This window comes from Ramlibacter albus (assembly GCF_014297445.1).
Taxonomy (GTDB): domain Bacteria; phylum Pseudomonadota; class Gammaproteobacteria; order Burkholderiales; family Burkholderiaceae_C; genus Ramlibacter; species Ramlibacter albus.
This window is the reverse complement of sequence record NZ_JACORU010000001.1, coordinates 844,764-868,267: the sequence shown is the minus strand read 5'-3', so window position 1 is coordinate 868,267 and position 23,504 is coordinate 844,764. Positions and strand designations below refer to the sequence as shown.

Annotated in this window: 24 protein-coding genes and 1 pseudogene; 17 read left to right on the top strand and 8 right to left on the bottom strand. The window is 69.5% G+C overall.

The window, feature by feature from the left end; genetic code table 11:
- Position 1: 1 nt before the first annotated feature.
- From H8R02_RS04005 to H8R02_RS03995, 3 genes are all read right to left on the bottom strand, one after another.
- Positions 2-478 (bottom strand): Smg family protein, encoded by a 477-nt coding sequence (locus tag H8R02_RS04005; RefSeq protein ID WP_187080039.1) that lies wholly within the window; start codon positions 476-478, stop codon positions 2-4.
- A gap of 65 nt (positions 479-543) precedes the next feature.
- Complete coding sequence (gene dprA / locus H8R02_RS04000; protein WP_187080038.1) at positions 544-1,659, bottom strand: DNA-processing protein DprA; 1,116 nt, start codon at positions 1,657-1,659, stop codon at positions 544-546.
- A gap of 13 nt (positions 1,660-1,672) precedes the next feature.
- Complete coding sequence (locus H8R02_RS03995; RefSeq protein ID WP_435531260.1) at positions 1,673-2,872, bottom strand: LysM peptidoglycan-binding domain-containing protein; 1,200 nt, start codon at positions 2,870-2,872, stop codon at positions 1,673-1,675.
- A 150-nt stretch (positions 2,873-3,022) separates the two neighbouring features.
- Here H8R02_RS03995 and def point away from each other — a divergent pair, with 150 nt between their 5' ends.
- The 9 genes from def to H8R02_RS03950 all read left to right on the top strand — a co-directional run bounded on the left by def (position 3,023) and on the right by H8R02_RS03950 (position 10,949).
- The gene (gene def, locus H8R02_RS03990) at positions 3,023-3,535 is read left to right on the top strand and encodes a peptide deformylase (protein WP_187080036.1); all 513 of its coding nucleotides are present in this window, start codon (positions 3,023-3,025) and stop codon (positions 3,533-3,535) included.
- Positions 3,535-4,500: a methionyl-tRNA formyltransferase gene (gene fmt, locus H8R02_RS03985; RefSeq protein WP_187080035.1), complete on the top strand. Its 966-nt coding sequence runs from the start codon at positions 3,535-3,537 to the stop codon at positions 4,498-4,500. The genes def and fmt overlap by 1 nt, the downstream gene beginning before the upstream one ends.
- Complete coding sequence (locus H8R02_RS03980; RefSeq protein ID WP_187080034.1) at positions 4,500-5,228, top strand: AzlC family ABC transporter permease; 729 nt, start codon at positions 4,500-4,502, stop codon at positions 5,226-5,228. The genes fmt and H8R02_RS03980 overlap by 1 nt, the downstream gene beginning before the upstream one ends.
- Complete coding sequence (locus tag H8R02_RS03975) at positions 5,225-5,566, top strand: AzlD domain-containing protein (protein ID WP_187080033.1); 342 nt, start codon at positions 5,225-5,227, stop codon at positions 5,564-5,566. Before H8R02_RS03980 ends, H8R02_RS03975 begins: the two co-directional genes overlap by 4 nt.
- 138 nt (positions 5,567-5,704) lie before the next feature.
- A complete protein-coding gene (locus tag H8R02_RS03970; RefSeq protein ID WP_187080032.1) occupies positions 5,705-6,898 on the top strand; it encodes a phosphoglycerate kinase in 1,194 nt (397 codons plus the stop codon).
- Positions 6,899-6,959: 61 nt separating this feature from the next.
- Complete coding sequence (gene pyk / locus H8R02_RS03965) at positions 6,960-8,399, top strand: pyruvate kinase (RefSeq protein WP_187080031.1); 1,440 nt, start codon at positions 6,960-6,962, stop codon at positions 8,397-8,399.
- A gap of 73 nt (positions 8,400-8,472) precedes the next feature.
- Entirely contained in the window at positions 8,473-9,537 is a 1,065-nt protein-coding gene (fba, locus tag H8R02_RS03960; RefSeq protein ID WP_187080030.1) for a class II fructose-bisphosphate aldolase, read from the top strand.
- Positions 9,534-10,442 carry a phosphoribosylaminoimidazolesuccinocarboxamide synthase gene (locus H8R02_RS03955; protein WP_187080029.1) on the top strand — a complete coding sequence of 303 codons (909 nt, stop codon included), beginning with the start codon at positions 9,534-9,536 and terminating at the stop codon, positions 10,440-10,442. The genes fba and H8R02_RS03955 overlap by 4 nt, the downstream gene beginning before the upstream one ends.
- 75 nt (positions 10,443-10,517) lie before the next feature.
- On the top strand, positions 10,518-10,949 hold the full coding sequence (locus H8R02_RS03950; RefSeq protein WP_187080028.1) for a hypothetical protein: 432 nt from the start codon (positions 10,518-10,520) through the stop codon (positions 10,947-10,949).
- A 7-nt stretch (positions 10,950-10,956) separates the two neighbouring features.
- Here the strand turns inward: H8R02_RS03950 and trxA are convergent, their stop codons facing one another.
- Positions 10,957-11,847: a thioredoxin gene (trxA, locus tag H8R02_RS03945; protein WP_187080027.1), complete on the bottom strand. Its 891-nt coding sequence runs from the start codon at positions 11,845-11,847 to the stop codon at positions 10,957-10,959.
- A 51-nt stretch (positions 11,848-11,898) separates the two neighbouring features.
- Between trxA and purE the strand changes: the two genes are divergently transcribed.
- Genes purE through H8R02_RS03925 form a run of 4 tightly spaced genes read left to right on the top strand, consistent with a single transcriptional unit; the run spans position 11,899 to position 15,564 of the window.
- The gene (gene purE / locus H8R02_RS03940) at positions 11,899-12,396 is read left to right on the top strand and encodes a 5-(carboxyamino)imidazole ribonucleotide mutase (protein WP_187080026.1); all 498 of its coding nucleotides are present in this window, start codon (positions 11,899-11,901) and stop codon (positions 12,394-12,396) included.
- Complete coding sequence (locus tag H8R02_RS03935; protein ID WP_187080025.1) at positions 12,393-13,553, top strand: 5-(carboxyamino)imidazole ribonucleotide synthase; 1,161 nt, start codon at positions 12,393-12,395, stop codon at positions 13,551-13,553. Before purE ends, H8R02_RS03935 begins: the two co-directional genes overlap by 4 nt.
- Before the next feature lie 3 nt (positions 13,554-13,556).
- A complete protein-coding gene (locus tag H8R02_RS03930) occupies positions 13,557-14,552 on the top strand; it encodes an L-threonylcarbamoyladenylate synthase (RefSeq protein WP_187080024.1) in 996 nt (331 codons plus the stop codon).
- A 55-nt stretch (positions 14,553-14,607) separates the two neighbouring features.
- On the top strand, positions 14,608-15,564 hold the full coding sequence (locus H8R02_RS03925; protein WP_187080023.1) for an SGNH/GDSL hydrolase family protein: 957 nt from the start codon (positions 14,608-14,610) through the stop codon (positions 15,562-15,564).
- Positions 15,565-15,598: 34 nt separating this feature from the next.
- Here H8R02_RS03925 and H8R02_RS03920 read toward each other — a convergent pair whose 3' ends face one another.
- The 3 genes from H8R02_RS03920 to dacB form a co-directional block, all read right to left on the bottom strand.
- Entirely contained in the window at positions 15,599-16,921 is a 1,323-nt protein-coding gene (locus H8R02_RS03920) for a lipase family protein (RefSeq protein WP_187080022.1), read from the bottom strand.
- 76 nt (positions 16,922-16,997) lie between these two features.
- Entirely contained in the window at positions 16,998-17,270 is a 273-nt protein-coding gene (locus H8R02_RS03915; RefSeq protein WP_187080021.1) for a SemiSWEET transporter, read from the bottom strand.
- Positions 17,267-18,661 carry a D-alanyl-D-alanine carboxypeptidase/D-alanyl-D-alanine endopeptidase gene (dacB, locus tag H8R02_RS03910; protein ID WP_187080020.1) on the bottom strand — a complete coding sequence of 465 codons (1,395 nt, stop codon included), beginning with the start codon at positions 18,659-18,661 and terminating at the stop codon, positions 17,267-17,269. The genes H8R02_RS03915 and dacB overlap by 4 nt, the downstream gene beginning before the upstream one ends.
- A 50-nt stretch (positions 18,662-18,711) precedes the next feature.
- On the opposite strand from dacB, the gene tsaB reads away from it, so the two are divergent.
- From tsaB to H8R02_RS03895, 3 genes are read left to right on the top strand one after another with little or no spacing between them, the layout of a single operon-like run.
- Positions 18,712-19,404: a tRNA (adenosine(37)-N6)-threonylcarbamoyltransferase complex dimerization subunit type 1 TsaB gene (gene tsaB / locus H8R02_RS03905; RefSeq protein ID WP_187080019.1), complete on the top strand. Its 693-nt coding sequence runs from the start codon at positions 18,712-18,714 to the stop codon at positions 19,402-19,404.
- Positions 19,401-19,868 (top strand): ribosomal protein S18-alanine N-acetyltransferase, encoded by a 468-nt coding sequence (gene rimI, locus H8R02_RS03900; protein ID WP_187080018.1) that lies wholly within the window; start codon positions 19,401-19,403, stop codon positions 19,866-19,868. The genes tsaB and rimI overlap by 4 nt, the downstream gene beginning before the upstream one ends.
- 29 nt (positions 19,869-19,897) lie before the next feature.
- On the top strand, positions 19,898-20,650 hold the full coding sequence (locus tag H8R02_RS03895; protein ID WP_187080589.1) for a uracil-DNA glycosylase: 753 nt from the start codon (positions 19,898-19,900) through the stop codon (positions 20,648-20,650).
- Here H8R02_RS03895 and H8R02_RS03890 read toward each other — a convergent pair.
- Positions 20,633-21,586 (bottom strand): GlcNAc-transferase family protein, encoded by a 954-nt coding sequence (locus H8R02_RS03890; RefSeq protein ID WP_187080017.1) that lies wholly within the window; start codon positions 21,584-21,586, stop codon positions 20,633-20,635. The genes H8R02_RS03895 and H8R02_RS03890 overlap by 18 nt on opposite strands.
- A 236-nt stretch (positions 21,587-21,822) precedes the next feature.
- Here H8R02_RS03890 and H8R02_RS30965 point away from each other — a divergent pair.
- Positions 21,823-22,728, top strand: a pseudogene (locus H8R02_RS30965) (two-partner secretion domain-containing protein); the annotation flags it as partial.
- Between the last annotated feature and the right edge of the window lie 776 nt (positions 22,729-23,504).

Sequence of the window (23,504 nt, the reverse complement as noted above, 5' to 3'; positions counted from 1 at the left end):
GTCAGTGCGCGAGACGCCCTTCGGTGTCGTCGCAGAGCTCGTCGAGCACCAGCGCATCCGGCTCGTGCCCGAAGCGCCAGTAAACCATCAGCACGATGATCTTCAGCGCGTCCAGCGGCACGGGGTCGCCGGGCGCGGCCATCGCGCGGTCGACGACGATCTCGCGCAGGTACGGCGGCAGCACGCCCGAGGACTCTAGGAAGGCGATGAACCCGAGGCACGCCGCGCCGAGGTGGTCCTGCTCCGCCACCGAGAACACGCGCAGGCTGTGCGGTGACGCGGTAAAGGGTTCGGGGGCCTCGGGGGTGGGCTGGCTCTGGTCCGCCGCGATGTTCAGGCCGTCGAGCCACACGAGCGCGTCGTGGATCTCGTCGGGCTCGAACCCGTGGGCGGAGAGCTTGCGCTCCAGTTGGTGAAGTTCCGGTACGGCTTCGCCGCGCCAGTAGTTTTCGTAAACGAACACCAGCACTTCAAACATGAAACCCGATTAGGGGCCAATGCGCCAAGGGGCGCAAGCAGAATTTGCGGCGTGTTGTGCGGCGCCTACGCGGCGGCGGTCCGCTGCAAAAGGCCGCCGGGCAAGCGCGCGACGTGGCCGGCGAGCTCGAGTTCGAGCAGTTGCGCCTGCAGCGTGGGCGCGGGGATGCCGGTGCGGGCGATGAGCGCGTCGAGGCTCACCGGTTCGTACCCCATCGCGGCGAGCAGCGCGTCGTCGCCTTCCGCGGGCTCGGCCCCGCCCTCGTCTTGCGCGCGAGTGGAAGCCGGTACCCAGCGCAGGTCCTCCAGCACGTCCTGCGCACTCTCCACCAGCTTGGCGCCCTGCCGCAGCAGCTGGTGGCAGCCGCGCGATTGCGGCGAGTGGATCGAGCCGGGCACCGCGAACACGTCCTTGCCCTGTTCGGCCGCAAGCCGCGCGGTGATGAGCGAGCCCGACTTCAGCGCGGCCTCCACGACGAGCGTGCCCTGGCTGAGCGCCGCGATGATGCGGTTGCGGCGGGGGAAGTTGTCGCCGATGGGCGGCGTGCCGATCGGGTACTCGCTCACGAGCAGGCCGCGCTCGGCGATGCGATGCGCAAGCGCGTGGTGCTGCCTCGGGTAGACGCGGTCGAGCCCCGTGCCGACGACGGCCACGGTCGCCAGCAGGTCGGGCGCCGCGCCTTCGATGGCGCCTTCATGCGCGGCGCCGTCGATGCCCAGCGCGAGGCCGGACACCACCGTGACGCCGGCTTCAGCGAAGGCGTGGCCGAAGCGCTTCGCGTTCTCGCGCCCCTGCGGCGTCGGGTTGCGGCTGCCGACGATCGCGACGGCGCGTCCGAGCGACTCGTGAGCGCGGCCGGCCATGTACAGCATCAGCGGGGGGTCTTCGGTCTGCAGCAGCGCGGCAGGGTAGCCGGCATCGGCCAGCGTCACGATGCGCCGCGTCCCCGGTGATGCGGCCAGCCACTCCAATGTGGCCTCGAGCCGCTGCTGCAGGTCCGCCGGTTCCTTCAGCAGCAGCCGCGCACGCGCGGCCGGCACGACCTGCTCGAGCGCAGCCTGCGACTGCTCGAGGATTGCTTGCGGCAACCCGAAGGCCGCCAGCAACTTGCGGCGCTCGTTGTCGCCCAGCCCGTCGGTGAGCACGAGCCGCAGCCACGCGGCCAGTTCGGCGCGGTCCATGCGCGGCGGGCGGTCAGCGCGGGTTGGTGATGCGGTCGCCGACGGAAACCGTGTCGGTGATCTCGAGGATGAGCGCGTACGACAGGTGCTCGAACGGGCGGAACACCATCAGAAGGCCGTTGCGCTCGTCGGGCAGCTTGATGCGGGCGCGTTCGCCTTCCTGCGACTTGTCGTCGACCCGCATGCCCTGCTTGAGGATGGCGAACACGTGGCCGGTCTCGACGCCGTCGGCCAGGCCCTTGTTGATCACCACCACCTGGTTCTGGCCGGCCAGCGCCACGGCGTTGCCGTACACGGAGACGATGCTGCCCGACACCTGCTGCGAAGGTGCGCGCGGCACATAGCTGATCAACTGCCGCGGCGGCTCGGGGAACAGGCGGTCGCCGACCCGGATTTCTTCCTTGGCGCGCAAGATGTCGATGGTGGCCGGCACCAGCACCTGCTCGGTCGCGCCCTTGGCGTTGGTGAGCGTCTGCACGCTCTCGCTGCGCATCAGGCGCGCGCCGCCCAGGTACTGCGCCTCGTAGCCGAGGATGCGGTTGGTGCCCGGCTCCTTCAGCGGCGTGGCCTCGCGGAAGACGCGGAACAGCTCGGTCTTCGTGGGATCGGTCTCGACGAACGGGGTGCCCGTGCGCCCGCGCACGTAGGCACGGTCGCCGCGCGTCATCAGCACACGGTTGTCGGTGGCGGAGATGATGCGGGGCGCCTGGTCGAATTCGCTGCGCTCCAGGATGATGGGCTCGTCGAGGAAAGGCTCGATGAGGTGCGGCGCCAGCGTCGGGATGCTGGTATCGCCCACCGGCAGGACGCGGGTGCGCGGCGAGACACGCACGGTCTCGACCGGGCCGTCGGCGCCGCCGGGGCCCATGCGCAGGCGGGCCATGCCGCCCACCTTGTCCAGGAACAGCTGCTGGCCGGGGTAGATGCGGTGCGGGTTGCGCACCTCGTTCATGTTCATGCCCCACAGCTCGGGCCAGCGCCACGGGCTCTTGAGGAAGATGCCGGCAATCGCCCAGAGCGTGTCGCCCCGCTTGACGGTGTAGCTGTCGGGCGCGTTGGGTGCCAGTTCAGAGAGCGGCACGCCGGACTGCGCGACCTGCTGCGCGGTGGACCGCTGCGCCGGGGAGACCGGCTGCGCGACCGCGGATGCCGCCACGGCGAGCACCGCACACGCGACGCCGATCCAGCCGAGCCCTGCCTTGGTTTGCGCCATCATCGTTCGTCCTGGACTTGACAATTTACTCGCGATTCTGCGCTCAAGCCCTTGACGGGGCAACGTTTATTGGCTTTCGCGGGCGCCCGGCGGCCCAAAGTGGCGGAAAATAGCGACAGTCCCCGAATCCGCCCCGAATCCGCTCGAGCCATGGCCCTCCTGCCCATCCTTTGCTATCCCGACGAACGCCTCCACACGGTGGCCAAGCCCGTGCAGGCGGTCGACGCCCGCATCCGCAAGCTGGTCGCGGACATGCTGGAGACCATGTACGACGCCAACGGCATCGGCCTGGCGGCCACCCAGGTGGACGTGCACGAGCGCCTGATCGTGATCGACGTCTCGGAGCAGCGCAACGACCCCATGGTGCTGGTCAACCCGGAGATCGTCTGGGCCAGCGACGAAAAGCAGGTGAACGACGAGGGCTGCCTGTCGGTGCCCGGCATCTACGACGGCGTGGAGCGCTCCACGTCCATCAAGGTGCGGGCGCTGGACGGCGAGGGCAACGAGCGCGTCGTCGAGGCCGAGGGCATCCTGGCCGTGTGCATCCAGCACGAGATGGACCATTTGCTGGGCAAGGTGTTCGTGGAGTACCTGTCGCCGCTCAAGCGCAACCGCATCAAGACCAAGATGCTCAAGGCCCGGCGCGAGACGGCGCGGCCCTGATGCGCGTCGCCTTCGCCGGCACGCCCGAGTTCGCGCGCGTCGCGCTCGAGAGGCTGCATGCCGCGCGCTTCGACATCCCCCTCGTGCTGACGCAGCCGGACCGGCCCGCCGGGCGCGGCATGAAGCTGCAGCCTTCGCCGGTGAAGCAGTTCGCGCTGGAAAAGAACATTCCCGTCGTCCAGCCGCGCAGCCTGCGCCTGGATGGCAAGTACCCCGAAGACGCCGCAGCCGCGAAGCAGGCCCTCGAAGCGGCGCGGCTGGACGTGCTGGCCGTCGCCGCCTACGGCCTGATCCTGCCGCAGTGGGTGCTCGACACGCCCCGCCTCGGTTGCCTGAACATCCACGCGTCGCTGCTGCCCCGCTGGCGCGGCGCCGCGCCGATCCACCGCGCGATCGAGGCCGGGGATGCGGAAACCGGCATCACGATCATGCAGATGGACGCCGGGCTCGACACCGGCGACATGCTGCTGGTCGAGCGCGTGCCCATCGGGGCGCGCGACACCACGGGCAGCCTGCACGACGAGCTCGCGGTGCTGGGCGGCCGGCTCATCGTCGAGGCATTGGAGATGCTGGCCTGCGGCGGCCTCACGCGCACGCCGCAGCCGGAAGACGGTGTCACCTACGCGAGCAAGATCGAGAAGGCCGAAGCGGCCATCGACTGGTCGCAGCCGGCCGAAGCCATCGAGCGCCGCATCCGCGCCTTCGACCCCTTCCCCGGCGCAACCGGTCAACTGGCCGGCGAGACGGTCAAGCTGTGGAAGGCGCGCGCCCTGCCCGGCCGCGGCAGCGCGGCGCCGGGCACGGTGGTCGCCGTCGACGAACACGGCATCGGCGTCGCCTGCGGCGATGGAAGCCGGCTCGAAGTGCTCGAACTGCAACGCGCCGGCGGCAAGCGCATGCCCTTTGCCGAATTCCTGCGCGGCTTCCCCATCGCACCGGGCCAGCGCTTCGAAACCGCGGCCTGATGTTCTTCCTGCCCGAGGTCCATCGCCACCCCGCTTTCCGCGAAGGCATGCGCGCGACGGCGCCGGTCGCGCCCGGCATCGCGGCCTGGGCGCTGATGACCGGCGTGGCGATGGTGCGCTCGGGCATGAGCCCGCTGGAAGCCGTGGCGATGACGCTCTTCGTCTACGCCGGCAGCGCGCAACTCGCGGCCATCCCGCTCATCATGGCCGGCGCGCCTGCGTGGGTGATCTGGGCCACCGCGTTCTGCGTGAACCTGCGCTTCGTGGTCTTCAGCCTGCACTTGCGGCAGTACCTCATGCACCTGCCGCGCTGGCGGCGGCTGGTCAACGGCTTCCTCACGGCGGACATGAGCTATGCGCTCTTCACGCGCCGCTTCGCCACGCCGCCGGCGACACACGAGGAGCAGCGCGAGCAGGAGTCGTACCTCGCGGGCAACTACTTCATGACGTGGATGGCGTGGACCGGTGCCAGCCTCGTCGGCGTCGTCGTCGGCAATGCCGTGCCGGCCGCGTGGGGCCTCGGCTTCGCGGGCGTGCTGTGCCTCGTCGGCATCCTGTGCTCGCTGGCCAACACGCGGCTGCGCGTCGTGGCCGCGGCGGTGTCCGGCGCCGTCGCGGTGGCGGCGTACGCCTTGCCGCTGAAGCTGAACATCGTCGTGGCGATCGGCGTCGCGGTGATGCTGTGTTTCTGGCTCGAAGGCCGCATGCCGAAAGAGCAGGCCGCATGAACCGGGGCGAAACCGACCTCTGGACGGTCGCGATCATCCTCGGCCTCGCGGGCGTGTCGGTGCTGTCGCGCTGCTTCTTCTTCATCCTCGACCGGCCGTGGACGCTGCCGGCGTGGGCGCATCGCGCGCTGCACTACGCGCCCGTGGCCGCGCTTGCGGGCGTGGTGCTGCCGGAGATCGTGATGACGAACGGGCAGCTCATATCGACGTGGCACGACGCGCGCCTCTTTGCCGCCGTCGCGGGCGCCGCGATCCATTTGCGCTCGCACAGCGTGCTCTACACACTGCTGGGCGGCATGGCCGTGTACCTGCCCCTGCATCTCGTACTGGGCTGGTAAAGAGGGCCCCCACGCTCCCCGCTTCGCGAGGTTCGCTGCCCCCGAGGGGGCTGTTTCGCCTTGGGGCGGCCCGGCGGCGAAACCGCAGCACCCGCGCGCTTCCTAGAATCGGGCTTTCCCTTCCCTCGATCGCCCCCCATGAAAGTCCTGCGTTTCTCCGACCTCTGCAACGAAGGCCGCGCCCGTGGCCAGCGCGTCTTCATCCGTGCCGACCTGAACGTGCCGCAGGACGATGCCGGCAACATCACCGAGGACACGCGCATCCGCGCATCGGTGCCCTGCATCGAGATGGCGCTGGCGGGGGGTGCAGCCGTGATGGTCACCTCGCACCTGGGCCGCCCGACCGAAGGCGAGCTCAAGCCCGAGGACTCGCTCGCGCCCGTCGCGAAACGCCTCGCGGAACTGCTGGGCCGCCCCGTGGCGCTGAAGCAGGACTGGGTGGACGGCGTGGACGTGCAGCAAGGCGAAGTGGTGCTGCTGGAGAACTGCCGCGTCAACAAGGGCGAGAAGAAGAACGACCCCGCGCTCGCGAAGAAGATGGCGCAGCTGTGCGACATCTACGTGAACGACGCTTTCGGCACGGCGCACCGCGCCGAAGCCACGACCTACGGCATCGCCGAATACGCCAAGGTCGCCTGCGCCGGCCCGCTGCTGGCGGCCGAGATCGACGCCATCACGAAAGCGCTGGCCAACCCGAAGCGCCCGCTCGTGGCCATCGTCGCGGGCTCGAAGGTTTCGACCAAGCTCACGATCCTGCAGTCGCTCGCGAAGAACGTCGACCAGCTCATCGTGGGCGGCGGCATCGCCAACACCTTCATGCTGGCGGCCGGCCTGCCGATCGGCAAGTCGCTGGCGGAGGCAAACCTCGTCGGCGACGCGAAGGCCGTCATCGAAGCGATGCGGGCGCGCGGCGCCGAAGTGCCGATCCCCACCGACTTGGTGGTCGCGAAGACCTTCGCGGCCGATGCGCCGGCCACGGTGAAGGCCGCCAAGGACGTGGCCGACGACGACATGATCCTCGACATCGGCCCCGACACGGCGCGCAAGCTCGCGCAGCAGCTCACGGCCGCGGGCACCATCGTCTGGAACGGCCCGGTGGGCGTGTTCGAGTTCGACGCGTTCGCCAAGGGCACCGAGGCCATCGCGAAGGCGATCGCCGAATCGAGCGCGTTCAGCATCGCCGGCGGCGGCGACACGCTCGCGGCCATCGCCAAGTACGGCATCGAGAAGGACATCGGCTACATCTCCACCGGTGGCGGCGCCTTCCTCGAAGTGCTCGAAGGCAAGAAGCTGCCCGCGCTCGAGATCCTCGAAAAACGTGCGACGTCGTAACGAGGACGTAACCATGGCCCCCCAAACGGCTCCACAATCGCCCAAAGAACCAGGAGACCGCATGGCCCGACGCCGCCGCGCCACGAAGATCGTGGCAACCCTTGGCCCCGCTTCCAGCGAACCCGCCATCCTCTCGAAGATGATCGCCGCCGGCGTGAACTGCATGCGGCTGAACTTCAGCCACGGCACCGCGCAGGACCACATCGACCGCGCGCGCCTCGTGCGCGAGGCGGCCGCGGCCGCGGGCCGCGAGGTCGCGATCATGGCGGACCTGCAGGGCCCCAAGATCCGCGTGGGCAAGTTCGCCGAAGGCAAGGTGCAGCTCGCGCCCGGCGCGAAGTTCACGCTCGATGCATCGCGCACCGAACCCGGCGACATCCACGGTGTGGGCCTGGACTACAAGGAGCTGCCGCGCGACGTGAAGCCGGGCGACGTGCTGCTGCTCAACGACGGCCTGATCGTGCTCACGGTGGACGGCGTGAAGGGTGAGGAGATCCGCACCACCGTCAAACTGGGTGGCGTGCTCTCCAACAACAAGGGCATCAACAAGCAGGGCGGCGGGCTCACCGCGCCCGCGCTCACGGCCAAGGACATGGAGGACATCCGCACCGCCATGAGCTTCCAGGCCGACTACGTGGCGGTGAGCTTCCCGAAGAACGCCACCGACATGGAGATGGCGCGCCAGCTGTGCAACGTGGCGGCGGCCGAGTTCCGGCACAAGCCGGGGCTCATCGCCAAGATCGAACGCGCGGAAGCGATCCCCAACCTCGAGTCGATCCTGCTCGCCAGCGACGGCATCATGGTCGCGCGCGGCGACCTCGCCGTGGAAGTCGGCAACGCCGCCGTGCCCGCGCTGCAGAAGCGCATGATCCGCATGGCGCGCGAGCACGACAAGGTGGTCATCACGGCCACGCAGATGATGGAGTCGATGATCACCAACCCGGTGCCCACGCGCGCCGAGGTGAGCGACGTCGCCAACGCGGTGCTCGACGGCACCGACGCGGTGATGCTCAGCGCCGAGACAGCCGCGGGCAGCTTCCCCATCGAGGTGGTGGTCGAGATGGCCAACATCTGCGCCGAGGCGGAAATGGCCGAGGACGTGAAGCTCGACGCGGACTTCACGGGCATGGCTTTCTCGCGCATCGACCAGTCGATCGCGATGGGTGCGCTGTTCACGGCGTACCACCTCGGTTGCAAGGCGATCGTCGCGCTCACCGACTCCGGCTCGACGCCCTTGTGGATGTCGCGCCATCGCGTCCACGTGCCGATCTACGCGCTCACGCCGCGCCTGGCCACGCAGCGCAAGATGGCGCTGTACCGCAACGTGCGCCCGCTGCTGATGGACCAGAGCGCCGACCGGGACATGGCGCTGCACGACGCCGAGGCGCACCTGAAGAAGCGCGGCATCGTGGCCTCGGGCGACATCTACGCCATCACCTGCGGCGAGCCGATGGGCGCGCCGGGCGGCACCAACATGCTCAAGATCTGCCGGGCGGCTTGAGAGCCGCCGGGGCTAAAATTCCTGCAGTTACCAGGCGGTTACGGCCGCCTTTCCCAACTCTGCAGGAACCACCATGCCCCTCGTCTCCATGCGCGAACTGCTGGACCATGCCGCCGCCAACGGCTACGGCATCCCGGCCTTCAACGTCAACAACCTCGAGCAGGTCCAGGCCGTGATGGAAGCGGCCAAGGAAGTCGACGCGCCGGTCATCCTGCAGGCCAGCGCCGGTGCCCGCAAGTACGCCGGCGAGCCCTTCGTCAAGCACCTGATCCAGGCCGCGCTGGAAGCATACCCCTCGATCCCGCTGGTGATGCACCAGGACCACGGCCAGAGCCCCGACGTGTGCCAGGGCGCGATCAACCTGGGCTTCTCGTCCGTGATGATGGACGGCTCGCTCGAAGCCGACGGCAAGACGATAGCCAGCTACGACTACAACGTGGATGTGACGCGCAAGGTCGTGGACCTCGCGCACAAGGTGGGCGTCACGGTCGAGGGCGAGCTGGGCTGCCTCGGCTCGCTGGAGACGATGAAGGGCGACAAGGAAGACGGCCACGGCACCGAGGCCACGATGACGCGCGAGCAGCTGCTCACCGACCCGGAGCAGGCCGCCGACTTCGTGAAGAAGACGCAGCTGGACGCGCTGGCCATCGCCATCGGCACGAGCCACGGCGCGTACAAGTTCTCGCGCAAGCCCACGGGCGACATCCTGGCCATCGACCGCATCAAGGAAATCCACCGCCGCATCCCCAACACGCACCTCGTGATGCACGGCTCGTCGTCGGTGCCCCAGGATTTGCTGGCCATCATCAACCAGTACGGCGGCAAGATGAAGGAGACGTACGGCGTCCCGGTGGAGGAGATCCAGGAAGCGATCAAGTACGGCGTGCGCAAGATCAACATCGACACCGACATCCGCCTGGCGATGACCGGCGCCGTGCGCAAGTTCCTCGCCGAGAACCCCGACAAGTTCGACATGCGCGAGTGGATGAAGCCCGCGCGCGAAGCCGCGAAGAAGATCTGCAAGCAGCGCTACATCGAATTCGGCTGCGAGGGCCAGGGCAGCAAGGTCAAGGGCGACTCGCTGCAGGTCGTGGCGGCGAAGTACTCGAAGGGTGAGCTCGCGCAGGTCGTGAATTGAGCGCCGCGCTCCACACCTCCAACATCGCCTCGCTGCCCCTGCTCGCCCGGGGCAAGGTCCGCGACAACTACGCGGTCGGCAAGGACCGCATCCTCATGGTGGCGAGCGACCGGCTCTCGGCCTTCGACGTCATCATGGGCGAGCCCATCCCGGGCAAGGGCGAGATCCTCACGAAGATGGCGCTCTTCTGGTTCGCGCGCCTGGGCCACATCGTGCCCAACCACCTCACCGGTGATGCGCCGGAGAGCGCGGTGCAGCCCAGCGAGGTGCCGCAAGTCACGGGCCGCTCGATGCTGGTCAAGCGGCTCAAGCCGATTCCCGTCGAAGCCGTCGTGCGCGGCTACCTCGCCGGCAGCGGGTGGAAGGAGTACCAGGAGTCGCAGGCCGTCTGCGGCGTGAAGCTGCCGCCGGGGCTCACCAACGCGGCCAAGCTGCCGCAGCCCATCTTCACGCCGGCCGCCAAGGCCGAGATGGGCGAGCACGACGAGAACATTTCGTTCGAGCAGGTCGAGAAGATCACCGGGCCCAAGCTCGCCGCCAGGATCCGCGACATCAGCATCGCGATCTACAAGGAGGCTGCCGATTACGCGCTCACCAAGGGCCTGATCATCGCGGACACCAAGTTCGAGTTCGGCCTCGACGAGCAGGGCAACCTGGTGCTGATGGACGAGGTGCTCACGCCCGACTCCTCGCGCTACTGGCCGGTGGAGGGCTACGAGGCCGCGTTCAAGGCCGGTGCCAACCCGCCCAGCTATGACAAGCAGTTCGTGCGCGACTGGCTGGAGGCCGTGCGCATCGACGGCAAGCCCTGGGACAAGACGCCGCCCGCACCGCCGCTGCCCGCGGATGTGGTGGCGAAGACGGCCGCGAAGTATCGCGAGGCGCTGGACCGGCTGACGACCTGAAATTCGGTTTCATCCGACACGCGCGGTCACGCCGCGGGGCTATGCTGGCGCCCACTCACGAGCAGGAGCTGTCCCATGGCCACTTACCGTCCCCTTCTCCTCGCCTTGCTGGCGGCCGCGCCGATGGTGGCGTCGGCACAGGGCATCAACGCCGGCAACTGCATCGTCGCCGGCCGCCTGAATGAAGATGGCCGCTGGGCGCCGCGCTTCGACAGCGTGCAGCTGCTGGGCGGCAAGGACCGCGTGATCAAGGAGTCGAAGCGCGAGGCGCTGCACGACACGCAGCGCGTGCGCATCACGAAGCCCGCCGTGCTGACCAGGTGCGACGGCGACCGCGAAATCGCCCGCGGTGAAGAAACGACGATCCCGAAGGAGCCGGTGCCCGCCGTGGCGCCCGGTGCCTACGAAGTCGAGAGCATCGCCTTCCCGAGGCTGCGCCGCGGCGGCGAGCTGGTGGAAGTGAAGCTGAAGCTGCCCGTCGAGCGGGTGGTGATGGTGACGCGCTAAGCGTCGATCACGACAGGACGACGCTCGACAGCCGGCGGCGGTACGTCGCCACCGTCGGATCGTCCGGCGGGATCTGCCCGTCCGCCACCTTGGCCTTGGGCGGCTCGATGATCTCGAGGATGGCGATGTAGGTCTTGCGCGCGAGGTCCTCGTTCCACGCCTTGTCGCGCATCAGGATCTCCAGCAGCTCGTCCATCGCGGCCGTCCACTGCTGCTTCGCCATCAGCAGCCGCGCACGCGCGAAGCGCGCCTCGAAGTCGCGCTTGTTGGCGGCGATCTTCGCGTCGAACTCAGCCAGCTGGGCGCCGCCTTCCGCGAACTTCACCGCGTCCAGCCAGCGCGCGAGCGCGTCGATCTTGCGCGACACCCCGGCCTTGTTCGCCACCGGCTCGAAAGCGCGCTGCGCGTCCGCCACGCGGCCGGCCAGCAGCAGCGCCTTGACGTAGTCGAAGCGCGCGTCGTCGTTCGACGGGTCGGTGGCCACGGCGTGCTGCAGCTTCTCCAGCTGCGCGGCCGGGTCGGCGGCGCCGGGTTCCTCGGCGGGGAGCTCTTCCTCCTCGGGCTCGCCCTCCTGCGCCTGCACGTGCTTGTCGAGGAACTCGCGCACCTTGCCCTCGGGCAGCGCGCCCATGAAGCCGTCCACGGGCTGCCCGTTCTTCATCAGGATGACCGTGGGGATGCTGCGGATGCCGAAGGCCGCCGAGAGCTGCTGCTCCTCGTCCGAGTTGATCTTGGCCAGCTTGAAGGCGCCGCCGTAGGCCCCTTCCAGCTTCTCCAGGATGGGGCCGATGGCCTTGCAGGGGCCGCACCACTCGGCCCAGAAGTCCACCAGCACCGGCTGGGTCATGGAGGCGGCGATGACTTCGCTTTCGAAGTTTTCAAGGGTGACGTCGATCATGGGGGCAGCGTTGGGGCGGGAACTTAGAATTCAACCTTTGGGAGCATTGTCTTGAGCTCGATTTCGGTTGGCGTGGTGATGGGCTCCAGCAGCGACTGGGACACCCTGCAGCACGCAGTACAGATTCTCCAGGAATTCGGCATCGCCCATGAGGCGAAAGTCGTCTCCGCCCACCGCATGCCCGACGAAATGTTCGCGTACGCCGAAACGGCGGCGGCGAGGGGGCTCAAGGCCATCATCGCGGGGGCCGGCGGGGCGGCGCACCTGCCGGGCATGCTCGCTTCCAAGACGACGGTGCCGGTGCTCGGCGTGCCGGTTGCCAGCAAGCACCTGCAGGGCGTGGACTCGCTGCACAGCATCGTGCAGATGCCCAAGGGCATCCCGGTGGCCACCTTCGCCATCGGCGCGGCCGGCGCGGCGAACGCGGCGCTTTTCGCCGTGGCGATGCTCGCCGGCAGCGACGCGGCGCTGCAGCTGAAGCTGCAGGACTTCCGCCGCAAGCAGACCGAGGCCGCCCGCAACATGCAGCTGCCGCCCGCTCCCCAATGACGCGCGACGTGCTGTTGCCGGGCGCCACGCTCGGCGTGATGGGGGGCGGCCAGCTCGGCCGCATGTTCGTGCACGCGGCGCAGCGCATGGGCTATTTCACGGCCGTGCTGGACCCGGACGCGGACAGCCCGGCCGGGCGCGTGAGCCATCACCACATCCGCAGCGACTACCTCGACCCGCAAGGCCTGGAACAGCTTGCCGCCAAGGCGCAGGCGATCACCACCGAATTCGAGAACGTGCCGGCCGCGGCGCTGGAGCAGCTCGCGCGTCAACGGCCCGTGGCGCCGGGCGCCGCCGCCGTCGCGATCGCGCAGGACCGCGCGAAGGAAAAGGCGCACTTCATGAAATGCGGCGTCGCCTGCGCGCCGCATGCGGTCATCGAAACGCCCCAGCAACTGGCCGCCGTTGCGGACAACCTGCTGCCCGGCATCCTCAAGACCTCGCGCCTCGGCTACGACGGCAAGGGGCAGCAGCGCGTGGCTACGCGCGAGGAACTCGCCGCCGCATGGGACGTGATGAAGCGCGTGCCCTGCGTGCTGGAGAAGATGCTGCCGCTCGCCTACGAGTGTTCGGTGGTCGTCGCGCGCGGGCAGGACGGCGCGATGGTGAGCCTGCCCGTGCAGCGCAACCTGCATCGCGGCGGCATCCTCGCGATCACCGAGGTGTACGACGCCAACGTGCCGGCCGCGGCCGCGCAGCAGGCCGTCGCTTCCGCTCGTGCGGTGGCCGAGGGCCTGGGTTACGTCGGCGTGCTGTGCATCGAATTCTTCGTGCTGGGCGACGGCTCGCTCGTCGTCAACGAGATGGCGCCGCGGCCGCACAACAGCGGGCACTGGAGCATCGAGGGCAGCGACGTGTCGCAGTTCGAGCTGCAGGTGCGCACGCTCGCGGGCCTGCCGCTCACGCAGCCGCGCGCGCTCGGGCCGTCGATCATGCTCAACCTGCTGGGGGACATCTGGTTCCGCAATGGCGGCGAGCAGGTGCCGCCGTGGGCGGACGTGCTGGCGCTGTCGGGCACGCACCTGCACCTGTACGGCAAGACGAGCGCTCGCGTGGGGCGCAAGATGGGCCATCTCACCGTGACCGGCGCTTCGCTGGAGCAGGTGCGGTCGACCGCGCGCCGCTGCGCCGAGCTGCTCGGCATCGATCCTTTCTGAAGCATGATCCTCGACGGCAGTTCCCCCGAGTCGATCGCGCAGGCTGCGCGTCGTCTCGCCGCGGGTGAACTCGTCGCGTTCCCGACGGAGACCGTGTACGGCCTCGGCGCCGACGCAAGCCGCGACGATGCGGTGGCGAAGATCTTCGCGGCCAAGGGACGGCCGAGCGACCATCCGCTGATCGTGCACGTGCCGGAAGCGTCGGCAGCCACTCGGTTCGCGTCCGAAGTGCCACCGGTCGCGGCGAAACTCATGGCCGCGTTCTGGCCCGGCCCGCTCACCCTCATCCTGCCCCGCAAGCCCGACGCGGGCAAAGCCGCCGCGGGCGGCCATGCCACCATCGGCCTGCGCTGCCCGGCCCATGCGGTGGCGCATGCGCTGTTGCTGGCTTGCGCGCAACAGGACCCGCCGGTGCCCGGGCTCGCCGCGCCCAGCGCCAACAAGTTCGGCCGCGTGAGCCCGACGACCGCGCAGCACGTTGCAAGCGAGTTCGGTGACAGCCTGATGGTGCTGGACGGCGGTGCCTGCCCGGTCGGCATCGAATCGACCATCGTCGATTGCACGCGCGGCATCCCGGTGCTGCTGCGGCCGGGCATCCTCACACCCGCGCAGATCGAAGCGGCGTGCGGCGAGCGCCTGCGGCTGCCGTCCGAACTGGAAGGTGCCACCCCACGCGCATCGGGCACGCTGGAGTCGCACTACGCGCCGCACGCGAAGGTGCGCCTGATGGACGCGAAGTCCATCCAGACGGCGCTCGACGTGCTGGGCACCGAGGCGCCGCGCATCGCGGTCTATTCCCGCACGCCGATGCGCGCCCGTTCGGAGAACGTGCTGCGCAGGCGTATGCCGGACGGCGCGCCCGAGACCGCGCAGCAGCTGTTCGCCGTCCTGCGCGACTTCGACGCCGCCGGCGTGCAGCTGATCTGGGTGGAGACCCCACCGATCGGCCCCGAGTGGGACGGCGTCCGCGACCGCCTGCAAAGGGCGTCGGCCGGTTAACCGGCCCTCAACACGGCCTCGGTAAACTACCCGGCTCAAGACTGGAGAACACTCAATGAAAGCAAACTGGTTGCGCCGCGGCCTCTGGGCAGCGGCCGCCGGCGCGGTGCTGGCGCTCGCGGGCTGCGGCTCCGGCACGATCGAATCGCAGTTCGTGCCGAATCGCGTGGTGGCGTTCGGCGACGCCATGGCGGACCTCGGCCAGACCGGCCCCCGCTACACGATCAGCGACGCCACGATCAACATCTGGACGCAGCAGGTCTCCACCAACTTCGGCTACAACATCGGCACGGTGAACGTGCCGGGTGGCACGTCGTACGCGACCGCGCACGCGCGCGTCGTCGCCAAGCCGAGCGCAGCCGGCAGCAACACCACGCCCACGGTCGAGGAGCAGATCGGCACCTTCCTCGGCCGCAGCACCTTCACGGCCAGCGACCTCGTGCTGGTCAGCGCGGGCACCTCCGACATCATCGCCGAGGCGGCCAAGGTGATCGCGGGCACGCAGACGAGCACGGCCGCGGTCGAGAACGCCAAGGCAGCGGGCCGTGCCCTTGCCGGGCAGGTGCGGCGCATCGTCAACTCCGGCGCCACGCACGTGGTCGTCGCCGGTGTCTACAACATGGCGAAGTCGCCGTGGGCGCTGCAGACCAACCAGGGCGCGCTGCTGCAGGACCTGAGCATGCGCTTCAACGACGAGCTGCTGGTCGCGATGGTGGACCTGGGCGCCAACGTGCTCTATGTCGACGCCGCGCTGGAATACAACCTCTTCGCCGGCTTCCCGGGCACGTATTCGTTCGCCAACGTGACGGACCCGGCCTGCACGTCGGTGGACCCCGGCGTGGGCATCGGCACCGGCACGGGCCAGGTCAATTCGAGCCTGTGCTCGACGAGCACGCTCGTGAGCGGCGCCAGCTCCACCAACTACCTCTGGGCCGACCGCGTGTACCCGAGCGGGGCGGCACACCGCTTCTTCGGCGATTACGCGTACTCACGGATTCGCCAGCGCTGGTAAGTAAAAAGGGGCCGCAAGGCCCCTTTTTACTTTGTCACTTGGCCGAGTCGAAGAGCCCGCGCGCCTGCAGGTAGCAGAACGGCGGCTCGTACGTGCCGTGGTAGCTGCCGTAGTACGTCGCGAAGGCCGCGCTCGTGGGGTCCGTCGGCGCCGCACCCCCGACGCCGTACGTGGCACGGATCAACGGGTCGACGTCCACGGACGTCACGTGCACCAGCCCGCGCGCCGTGAAGCCGGCCTGCGCCACCTGCATGTGAACGGCCGGCGGCACGGTCGGGTCGCCGGAGCCGCCGCACATCAGCATGCGCGAGCGCGGGTTCCACGCCAGCAGGTCGTTGGCCTGCGCGTCCACGTAGAGGCCGTTGCTGTTGTTCGTGGCCACGTCGGTGATGAAGGCCGGCTGGAAGATGGCGTCGCGCGCCGCGGCCGGCGTCACGGTCGGGCCGCCGGGCAGCTGGCCGGTGGTCACGAGCGTCGTGTAGGTGAGCGTCGGGCTTGGCAGCAGGTTCTCGATGTAGGTCGAGTACGGCGTCTTGTAGACCTGCGAAACGTTCGAGTAGACGTTGCCGTACACCTTCTGGTACGAGTTGACGATGAAGGGCACGAAGTACTGGTAGCCCGCGATCGCGTTGTTGAGCTTGAACGAACCGGAGAGGTTGTACGGGCCTGCCAGGTGCGCGCCCGCCACCAGGTTGATCTCGGAGGCGTAGTCGCGCTCGATGGCGCGGTGCGTGGCCATCGAGGCGTGGCCGCCCTGCGAGTAGCCGGTCACCATCACCTTGCCGTTGAGCGAGAAGCCCTGCGCGGCGGCCGTGTTGCGCGCTGCGCGGATCGCGTCGACGGTGGTCGTCGCCTCCGATTCGGCATGCAGGTACGGGTGGTAGCTGAAGGCCGACTTGGCGAAGCCGAGGTAGTCCGGCGCCACCACCGCGTAGCCTTGTGACGCGAAGAAGGCGACCATCGAGAAGGTTTCCGCATCCGTTGCGCTGGCCAGGGCGCGCGGCTTGAACACTTCGGTGCCGCGGTCGTACGCCACCAGCGGGAACGACTGGCTCGCGCATGCGCCCGCCGGCACCAGCAGCGCGCCGGATGAGTTGGTCGCCTCACCCTTCGGCCCGATCGTGTTGAAGTTGATCGACTGGATGCGCACGTCGCACTTGGCCTTGCCGCTCAGGGCCTGCAGGCCGCTGGCTGCGGTGCTGGCGTCGATCTGCGCGGCAGTGAGCGTCGCGACGGTGGCGGACGGCTCGATGAGCGCGCCGCGCGCACTGGGGTCGGCGCCGCCGTCGCTGCCGCCGCCGCACGCGGCGAGCAGGGAGGCGAGTGCGACAGCAGTCAGGGCAAGTCTCTTTTGCATGTTGTGTCTCCGGTGGTCGGGGTTGCCATGGTTATCCATGGCGCGGCGGGTCCCATCCGTGGGAACCCTCAGGCCGTCACTCAGGTGACGCGCCGCCCCCGAAGCGGACCTTCATCGCCAGGATCGAGCAGGCCAGCGCGAGCGTGACCGCATTGGCCAGGATGACGGGCCAGGCCGTCACCAGGACGCCGTACGCGAGCCACAGCGCCACCCCGGCAGTGAAGACGCTGTACATGCCCAGAGAGATCCCGCTCACGTCGCGCGTGCGCCAGGTATGCCACGCCTGCGGGACGAAGCTGAGGGTGGTCAGGACGGCGGCGACGTAGCCGATGAGGTCGGCGCCGCTCATGAGTCCCGGGCCGCCCAGTCCACCAGCACGTCGAAGAGCGGCCGGATCGCCGACGGAGCGGAATGGTTGGCGATGGCGACCAGCACGTAGCGCCGGCCGCTGGCGCCGTGCACGTAGCCCGCGATGCCGGCGACGTCGCGCAGGCTGCCGCTCTTGAGGTGCGCGAGCCCCGCGGCCGTGGACCGCCGCAGCGTCCCGTCGAGCCCGGTGACGGGCAGCGAGGCCACCAGCTCGGGCATGAGCGGCGACTTCCAGGCGAGCGCGAGCAGCTGCGCGAGTTGGCGCGCGGTGACCCGGTCGGTGCGCGACAGGCCGGAGCCGTTCTCCACCACCGGCGGGTCGCCGCCGATGCGGTCGCGCCACCACGAGCGCAAAACGTCGCGCGAGCCCTCGAACGTGCCCGCCCCGCGCGCCTGCAGGCTGAGCGTGAGGAAGAGCTGCTGCGCCATCACATTGTTGCTGTACTTGTTGATGTCGCGCACGGCTTCGGCGAGTGGTGGCGAGCGCACGTCGAACACGGGCCGCAGCCCTGCGGGCACGCGGCCCTCCCGCACCTGCCCGCCCACCGTGCCGCCGAGCGATTGCCACATGCCGGCAACAGCGCGCACCGCGAAAGCCGCCGGGTCGGCGAACGCGATCGGCCACACGCGCTCGCCGCAAGCGGCAGGGTAGCTGCCTGCGAAGCGCGGGCGCAGCGGGTCCGTGTAGTCGGCTCGCAGGCCCGTGCGCCAGTCGCCGCAATCGCCCGCTGCGAGCGGCACGTTCGCGGGCCAGGTGACGCCGGCCAGCGGCGGCTCCACGTGCACGCGTGCCTGGCCGTCGGCGGGCGTGAAGGTGATGACGACCGACTTGTAGTTGACGAGCAGCGCGTCCGGGGCCGCGTTGTAGGGGCGCAGCGGCTCGCCGTCGAAAGCGGCGGCGTCCACGGGGGCGGTTTCGAACGCGCTGCGGTCGAGCACGATGTCGCCGGATACCCGCTTGATGCCCAGCCCCTGCACGCGCCGCATCAGCAGCCACAGCCGCTCGGCCACGAGCTTGGGGTCGCCGAGGCCGCGGATGTAGAGGTTGCCCTGCAGCACGCCGTCGCGGATGGGACCCTCGGCGTACACCGGCGTCGACCAGGTGTAGGCGGGGCCGAGCAGCTCGAGCGCGGCATAGGTCGTGACCAGCTTGGCCACCGAGGCGGGGTTGACGGGGTTGTCGATGCGATGGGCGACGCGCGCCTTGCCAAGGTCGTCCACCGGCGCGACGAAAAGCGTGACAGCCTCGCGCGGGACCTTCGTGCGGGCGAGCGCCGCTTCGATCTCCGGCGGCAGCCCCTGCGCGCCAAGCCCAGCCGTGGCCGACGCAAACACCGCACCCCACACCATCCGCCGCCAGAGCGCCACCATGCGGGCATTATGGGGCGCCGGATAATCGCGGATTGCCCTTCGAGCCCGAATTGAACCTCCTTGCCTTCGACACCAGCACCGAGCACCTCTCGGTGGCCGTGGCGCGCGCCGATGGCCGCACCTGGCGGCACGAGGGCGCGGGCGGGGCGCAGTCGTCGGCGACCCTGATTCCCACCGTCCAGGCCCTGCTGGCCGAGGCGGGGCTCGCGCTGGCCCAGCTGGACGCGATCGTCTTCGGGCGCGGACCAGGCTCTTTCACGGGGCTGCGGACCGCCTGCTCAATCGCGCAGGGGCTTGCGTTCGGCGCGGGCGTGCCCGTGCTGCCCGTCGACACGCTGCTGGCCGTGGCCGAGGACGCCCGGATGCAGCAAGGCAGCACGCAGGTTGTCGCCGTGCTCGATGCGCGGATGGACGAGGTGTACGCTGCGGCGTACGAGTACGCCGCCGGCGCGTGGACGTGCGTGCAGGCACCAGCGTTGATGAAGCCCGAAGCGCTCCAAGCGCCCGATGGCTGGGTCGTCGCGGGCAATGCGCGGCACGCGTATGCGGGGCGCCTGCCGGCCTCGGGCTCGCAGGTCGACGCCCTTCCGACCGCGGCCGCCCTGCTCTCGCTGGCCCCCCCGCTGTTGGCTGCCGGTCACGCCACCAGCGCGGATGGGGCCCTGCCCCTCTACATCCGGGATAAAGTGGCTCAAACTACGCAGGAGCGCGCGGCCGCCAAGGCCGCGGCTTCGCAGCCATGAGCGCCGTCTTCAAGACCATCGAGGCCGGCTTCGAGCCGATGACCGAGCACCACCTCGACGAAGTGCTCGTGGCCGAGCGCGCCGCATACGCCCACCCCTGGACGCGCGGCAATTTCTCGGACTCGCTGCGTTCGGGCTACCACGCCCAGTTGCTGGTGGCGGGGGAAACCCTGATCGGCTACTACGTGGCCATGAAGGGCGTCGACGAAGTGCACCTGCTGAACATCACCGTGGCGCCGCAGTTCCAGGGCCAGGGCTGGGGCCGCGTGATGCTCGATGCGCTGGGGCTCTGGTCCCGCTCGCAGGGCGCGCAGTGGCTGTGGCTGGAGGTGCGCGTGGGCAACACGCGGGCGCAGAAGGTGTACGAGCACTACGGCTACCGCCGCGTGGGCGAGCGCCGCAACTACTACCCGGCCGGTGGCGGCAAGCGCGAGGACGCCATCGTGATGAGCTACAAGCTGTGAGCCTCGAACTCGACGAACGCCAGCGGGCGATGCTGGCCGAAATGGGCGTGCGGGTGTTCCTCCCGGAGGCGCCCGTTGTCGCCCAGCCCGCACCGGTGGCGGCCGCCGAGGCCGCCATGTCGAGCGCCCCGCCGCCCGCTGCCGCTCCCCGCGCGGAAGCGCGGCCGCCCGCACCCGTCCCGCAGCGGCCCGTCGCCATGCCGCTTGCGCCGCGCGCGACCGGCGTCGAATCGATGGACTGGGCCGCGCTCGAAGCCAGCGTCGCTGCCTGCCGCGCCTGCAAGCTTTGCAATGGCCGCCGCAACACCGTCTTCGGCGTCGGCCCCGCGCACGCGGAGGTGATGGTCATCGGCGAAGCCCCGGGCGAGAACGAGGACGCGCAGGGCGAGCCCTTCGTGGGCCAGGCCGGCAAGCTGCTGGACAACATGCTGCGCGCGATCGGCCGCGACCGGCGCACGAGCGTCTACATCGCCAACGTGCTCAAGTGCCGCCCGCCCGGCAACCGCAACCCGGAGCCCGAGGAAGTGGCGCAATGCGAGCCCTTCCTGCGCCGGCAGGTGGATTTGCTCAAGCCGCGCATCATCCTCGCAATGGGCCGCTTCGCGGTGCAATCGATCCTGCAGACGACGGAACCGGTCGGCAAGCTGCGCGGCCGCGTGCACCACTACAACGGCGTGCCCGTCGTCGTCACCTACCACCCCGCCTACCTGCTGCGCAACCTGCCGGACAAGGCCAAGGCCTGGGCCGACCTGTGCTTCGCGCAGTCACTGCTGGACGCGTAGCGGCGACCACGCCTTCGGCTCCAGCGTGCGCGCCGCGTAGTCGATCCCGCTGAACGCCGCGTACTCCGCCACCGTGCGGATGCGCCCCAGCCCGTACACCCCGAGCGGCGCGTTGGCCACCAGCTGGGCAAGGCGGCCGCGTGCGCGCTGCTCGTACAGCCACCAGCCGATCGCCCGTTGCGACTCGTGGGCCGCGTCCCAGTGCATCGGTCGCGGCGGCGCGCCCGCGTCGGCGTTGTTGTACAGGTGGAAGACCGGCAGGTTCGGGATGTGGAAGATGTCCCAGCCATGCGTGTACAGCCGCATGGTCATCGACTGCTCTTCGCCGTGGAAGTACAGGAACGGGTCGTAGGGGAACAGCTGCACGATGCTGCCCGGCGCGAACAGGCAGCCCGCGCCGAGGTGGATGCCCTCGATGGGCAGCGGCGAAGGGACGGGATGCGCCTCGAAGGACAGCACGGGGTGGCCGGGCTCGAAGTTCGTGCCGGTCTTGACCACGTGCACCAGCACGTCCGCGTTGTTGTTGCGCCGCACGGGCTTGCCGTCCTCGAACACGAAAGGATTCGGGTAAGAGGAAATGACTGCACCGCGCCGGCCCGCCATGAGCGTGCGAAGCTGGTCGCACAGCATCTCGTCCCAGCCGGGGTCGAAGTCCATGTGCGAGTCGATTTGAAAGAAGAAATCCTCGCCGTCGTAGAGCGACATCGCGATGGCGCGCGCCCAGCACGGGCCGCGCGCGTCGACCGGGTCGATGCGCACGTAGCTGATTCGCCCTGGGGCGGCCGATGACGCCGCAGGCCGTGGCCCGTCGCCCGGTGCCTGCTCCACCACCCCGAAGTGCAAGGCCTCGGGGTTGCGCGCCGTCGCAAGGGCCCGCTCGATCGTGAAGGGCAGCAGGGGATCGCAGTAGGCCGCGATGCTCAGGAAGATCGACATACCTTGTCGCTTGCCGCGACATTTGTGTCACACCGCGGCCGTAATTTTTTCACGGGCATGTTACCAAGCGAGCCGCTCTTGAATGGCCGCCGTGAAGTGTGATGCGCACTGCGGTTTTCACTGCGGCACTTTTATTGCGTGCCATGTAACGCTGTGCTACTGTTGAATCGACCTTTTCCCTCTCAGAGGACGCGCCGGGCAGGTTAGCCGAGGGACCCCGGCGCGAGAGACAACACATGACCCAAACGAAGTTGTACCGGGCGCGCGTCGCCGGCAGCCCCGCCGCCTGCGGCCACGCACCGCTCGCGATCGCACTGGCCGTCGCCGCATGTTTCATCCCGCTGGCCTCGCGCGGGCAGCCCGTGGGCGCGCAGGCCATCCATGGTGCCGCGAGTGTCGTGCAGCAGGGCAGCAAGACGGTGGTCACCACGCAGAACGGCGCGGGCACTTCGCACTCGGCGATCAACTGGCAGAGTTTCTCCATCCCCTCGGGCACGACGACGCAGTTCGTGCAGCCCAACGCGGCGAGCACGTCGATCAACCGGGTCCTCGGCAACGACCCGAGCCGCATCTTCGGCACGCTGTCCTCCAACGGCCGGCTCGTGCTGGTCAACCCCTCGGGCATCACGGTGGGTGCGGGTGCGGTGGTGGACACGGCGGCCTTCACCGCGTCGACGCTGCGCATGAGCGAAGCCGATGCGATCGCGGGGCGGCTCGTCTTCGGCGACGGCGCGTTCGGCGCCAGCCTGTCGGTGCAGGGGCAGGTCATTGCGCGCTCGGGCGACCTCGTGCTGATCTCGCCGGACGTGCAGGTGGGCGCCGATGCGATCGTGCAGGCGGACAACGGCGCCACGGTGCTGGCCGCGGGCCGCAAGGTGGCGATCACGGGCCGCGGGCTCGAAGGCATCCAGCTGCAGGTGCAGGCGCCGGACGACCGCGCGGTGAACCTGGGCACGTTGAAGGGTGATGCAGTCGGCGTGTTTGCGGGGACGCTGAAGCACAGCGGCCTCGTGCAGGCCAGCGGCGTGAGCGCCGAAGGCGGCAAGGTCGTGCTCAAGGGTGCTGAAGCTGCGGACGTGTCCGGCAGCGTGCGCGCCGAAGCGGGTTCGGCAGGCGGTTCGGTTCACGTCACCGCCAACAAGGTGATGCTGCGCAGCGGCGCGGTCATCGACGTATCCGGGCGCGATGGCGGCGGCGAAGCGCTGGTGGGTGGCGGCTGGCAGGGTGGCGATGCGCGCATCGCGAATGCGTCCGCGACCACGCTCGAGGCCGGGGCGACGATCAACGCGAGCGCGACGCAGCGAGGCCACGGCGGCACCGTGGTGGTGTGGGGCAACGACCGCACGGTGATGGCCGGCAGCATCGCGGCCCGCGGTGGCGCGCTGGGCGGCGACGGCGGAAAGGTGGAAACTTCCGGCAAGGAAAACCTGCGCTTCACCGGCGACGTGGACACTTCGGCCGCGAATGGCCGCGCCGGCTCGCTGCTGCTGGACCCCCGCGACATCATCATCGTCCCCGGCGCGGCCTTCAGCCAGGCGAAGGACTCGATGGTCGGCGCCAGCGGCGTCGACAACACGGCCGACAACACCGACTGGACGATCTCGCAGGGCAAGCTGGAATCGCTCGGCGGCAACGTGACGCTTGCGGCGAACCGCAACGTGATCCTGGGGAACATGACTTCGGACGCGCTCTCCATGGGCAGCGTCGGGTCCGGCAGCACGTTCACGATCAACGCAGGCGTTACCGGCAGCGGCAGCATCCGGTTCGGCAACACCGGGTTGGGCGATACGGTGACCGGCGACGTCAACGACCGCATCGTCACCGGCGGCGGCAACGTCGTCCTCAACGTCAACGGGGGGGACATCAACATCGGCGGGGTCAGGACGCAAGGCGGAGCCGTCACCATGAGCGCAGGTGG

Coding starts and splice junctions, on each gene's coding strand:
- H8R02_RS04005 (WP_187080039.1), bottom strand. CDS start 478: ATGTTTGAAGTGCTGGTGTTCGTTTACGAAAACTACTGGCGCGGCGAA.
- dprA (WP_187080038.1), bottom strand. CDS start 1,659: ATGGACCGCGCCGAACTGGCCGCGTGGCTGCGGCTCGTGCTCACCGAC.
- H8R02_RS03995 (WP_435531260.1), bottom strand. CDS start 2,872: ATGGCGCAAACCAAGGCAGGGCTCGGCTGGATCGGCGTCGCGTGTGCG.
- def (WP_187080036.1), top strand. CDS start 3,023: ATGGCCCTCCTGCCCATCCTTTGCTATCCCGACGAACGCCTCCACACG.
- fmt (WP_187080035.1), top strand. CDS start 3,535: ATGCGCGTCGCCTTCGCCGGCACGCCCGAGTTCGCGCGCGTCGCGCTC.
- H8R02_RS03980 (WP_187080034.1), top strand. CDS start 4,500: ATGTTCTTCCTGCCCGAGGTCCATCGCCACCCCGCTTTCCGCGAAGGC.
- H8R02_RS03975 (WP_187080033.1), top strand. CDS start 5,225: ATGAACCGGGGCGAAACCGACCTCTGGACGGTCGCGATCATCCTCGGC.
- H8R02_RS03970 (WP_187080032.1), top strand. CDS start 5,705: ATGAAAGTCCTGCGTTTCTCCGACCTCTGCAACGAAGGCCGCGCCCGT.
- pyk (WP_187080031.1), top strand. CDS start 6,960: ATGGCCCGACGCCGCCGCGCCACGAAGATCGTGGCAACCCTTGGCCCC.
- fba (WP_187080030.1), top strand. CDS start 8,473: ATGCCCCTCGTCTCCATGCGCGAACTGCTGGACCATGCCGCCGCCAAC.
- H8R02_RS03950 (WP_187080028.1), top strand. CDS start 10,518: ATGGCCACTTACCGTCCCCTTCTCCTCGCCTTGCTGGCGGCCGCGCCG.
- trxA (WP_187080027.1), bottom strand. CDS start 11,847: ATGATCGACGTCACCCTTGAAAACTTCGAAAGCGAAGTCATCGCCGCC.
- H8R02_RS03935 (WP_187080025.1), top strand. CDS start 12,393: ATGACGCGCGACGTGCTGTTGCCGGGCGCCACGCTCGGCGTGATGGGG.
- H8R02_RS03930 (WP_187080024.1), top strand. CDS start 13,557: ATGATCCTCGACGGCAGTTCCCCCGAGTCGATCGCGCAGGCTGCGCGT.
- H8R02_RS03925 (WP_187080023.1), top strand. CDS start 14,608: ATGAAAGCAAACTGGTTGCGCCGCGGCCTCTGGGCAGCGGCCGCCGGC.
- H8R02_RS03920 (WP_187080022.1), bottom strand. CDS start 16,921: ATGCAAAAGAGACTTGCCCTGACTGCTGTCGCACTCGCCTCCCTGCTC.
- H8R02_RS03915 (WP_187080021.1), bottom strand. CDS start 17,270: ATGAGCGGCGCCGACCTCATCGGCTACGTCGCCGCCGTCCTGACCACC.
- dacB (WP_187080020.1), bottom strand. CDS start 18,661: ATGGTGGCGCTCTGGCGGCGGATGGTGTGGGGTGCGGTGTTTGCGTCG.
- rimI (WP_187080018.1), top strand. CDS start 19,401: ATGAGCGCCGTCTTCAAGACCATCGAGGCCGGCTTCGAGCCGATGACC.
- H8R02_RS03895 (WP_187080589.1), top strand. CDS start 19,898: ATGCTGGCCGAAATGGGCGTGCGGGTGTTCCTCCCGGAGGCGCCCGTT.
- H8R02_RS03890 (WP_187080017.1), bottom strand. CDS start 21,586: ATGTCGATCTTCCTGAGCATCGCGGCCTACTGCGATCCCCTGCTGCCC.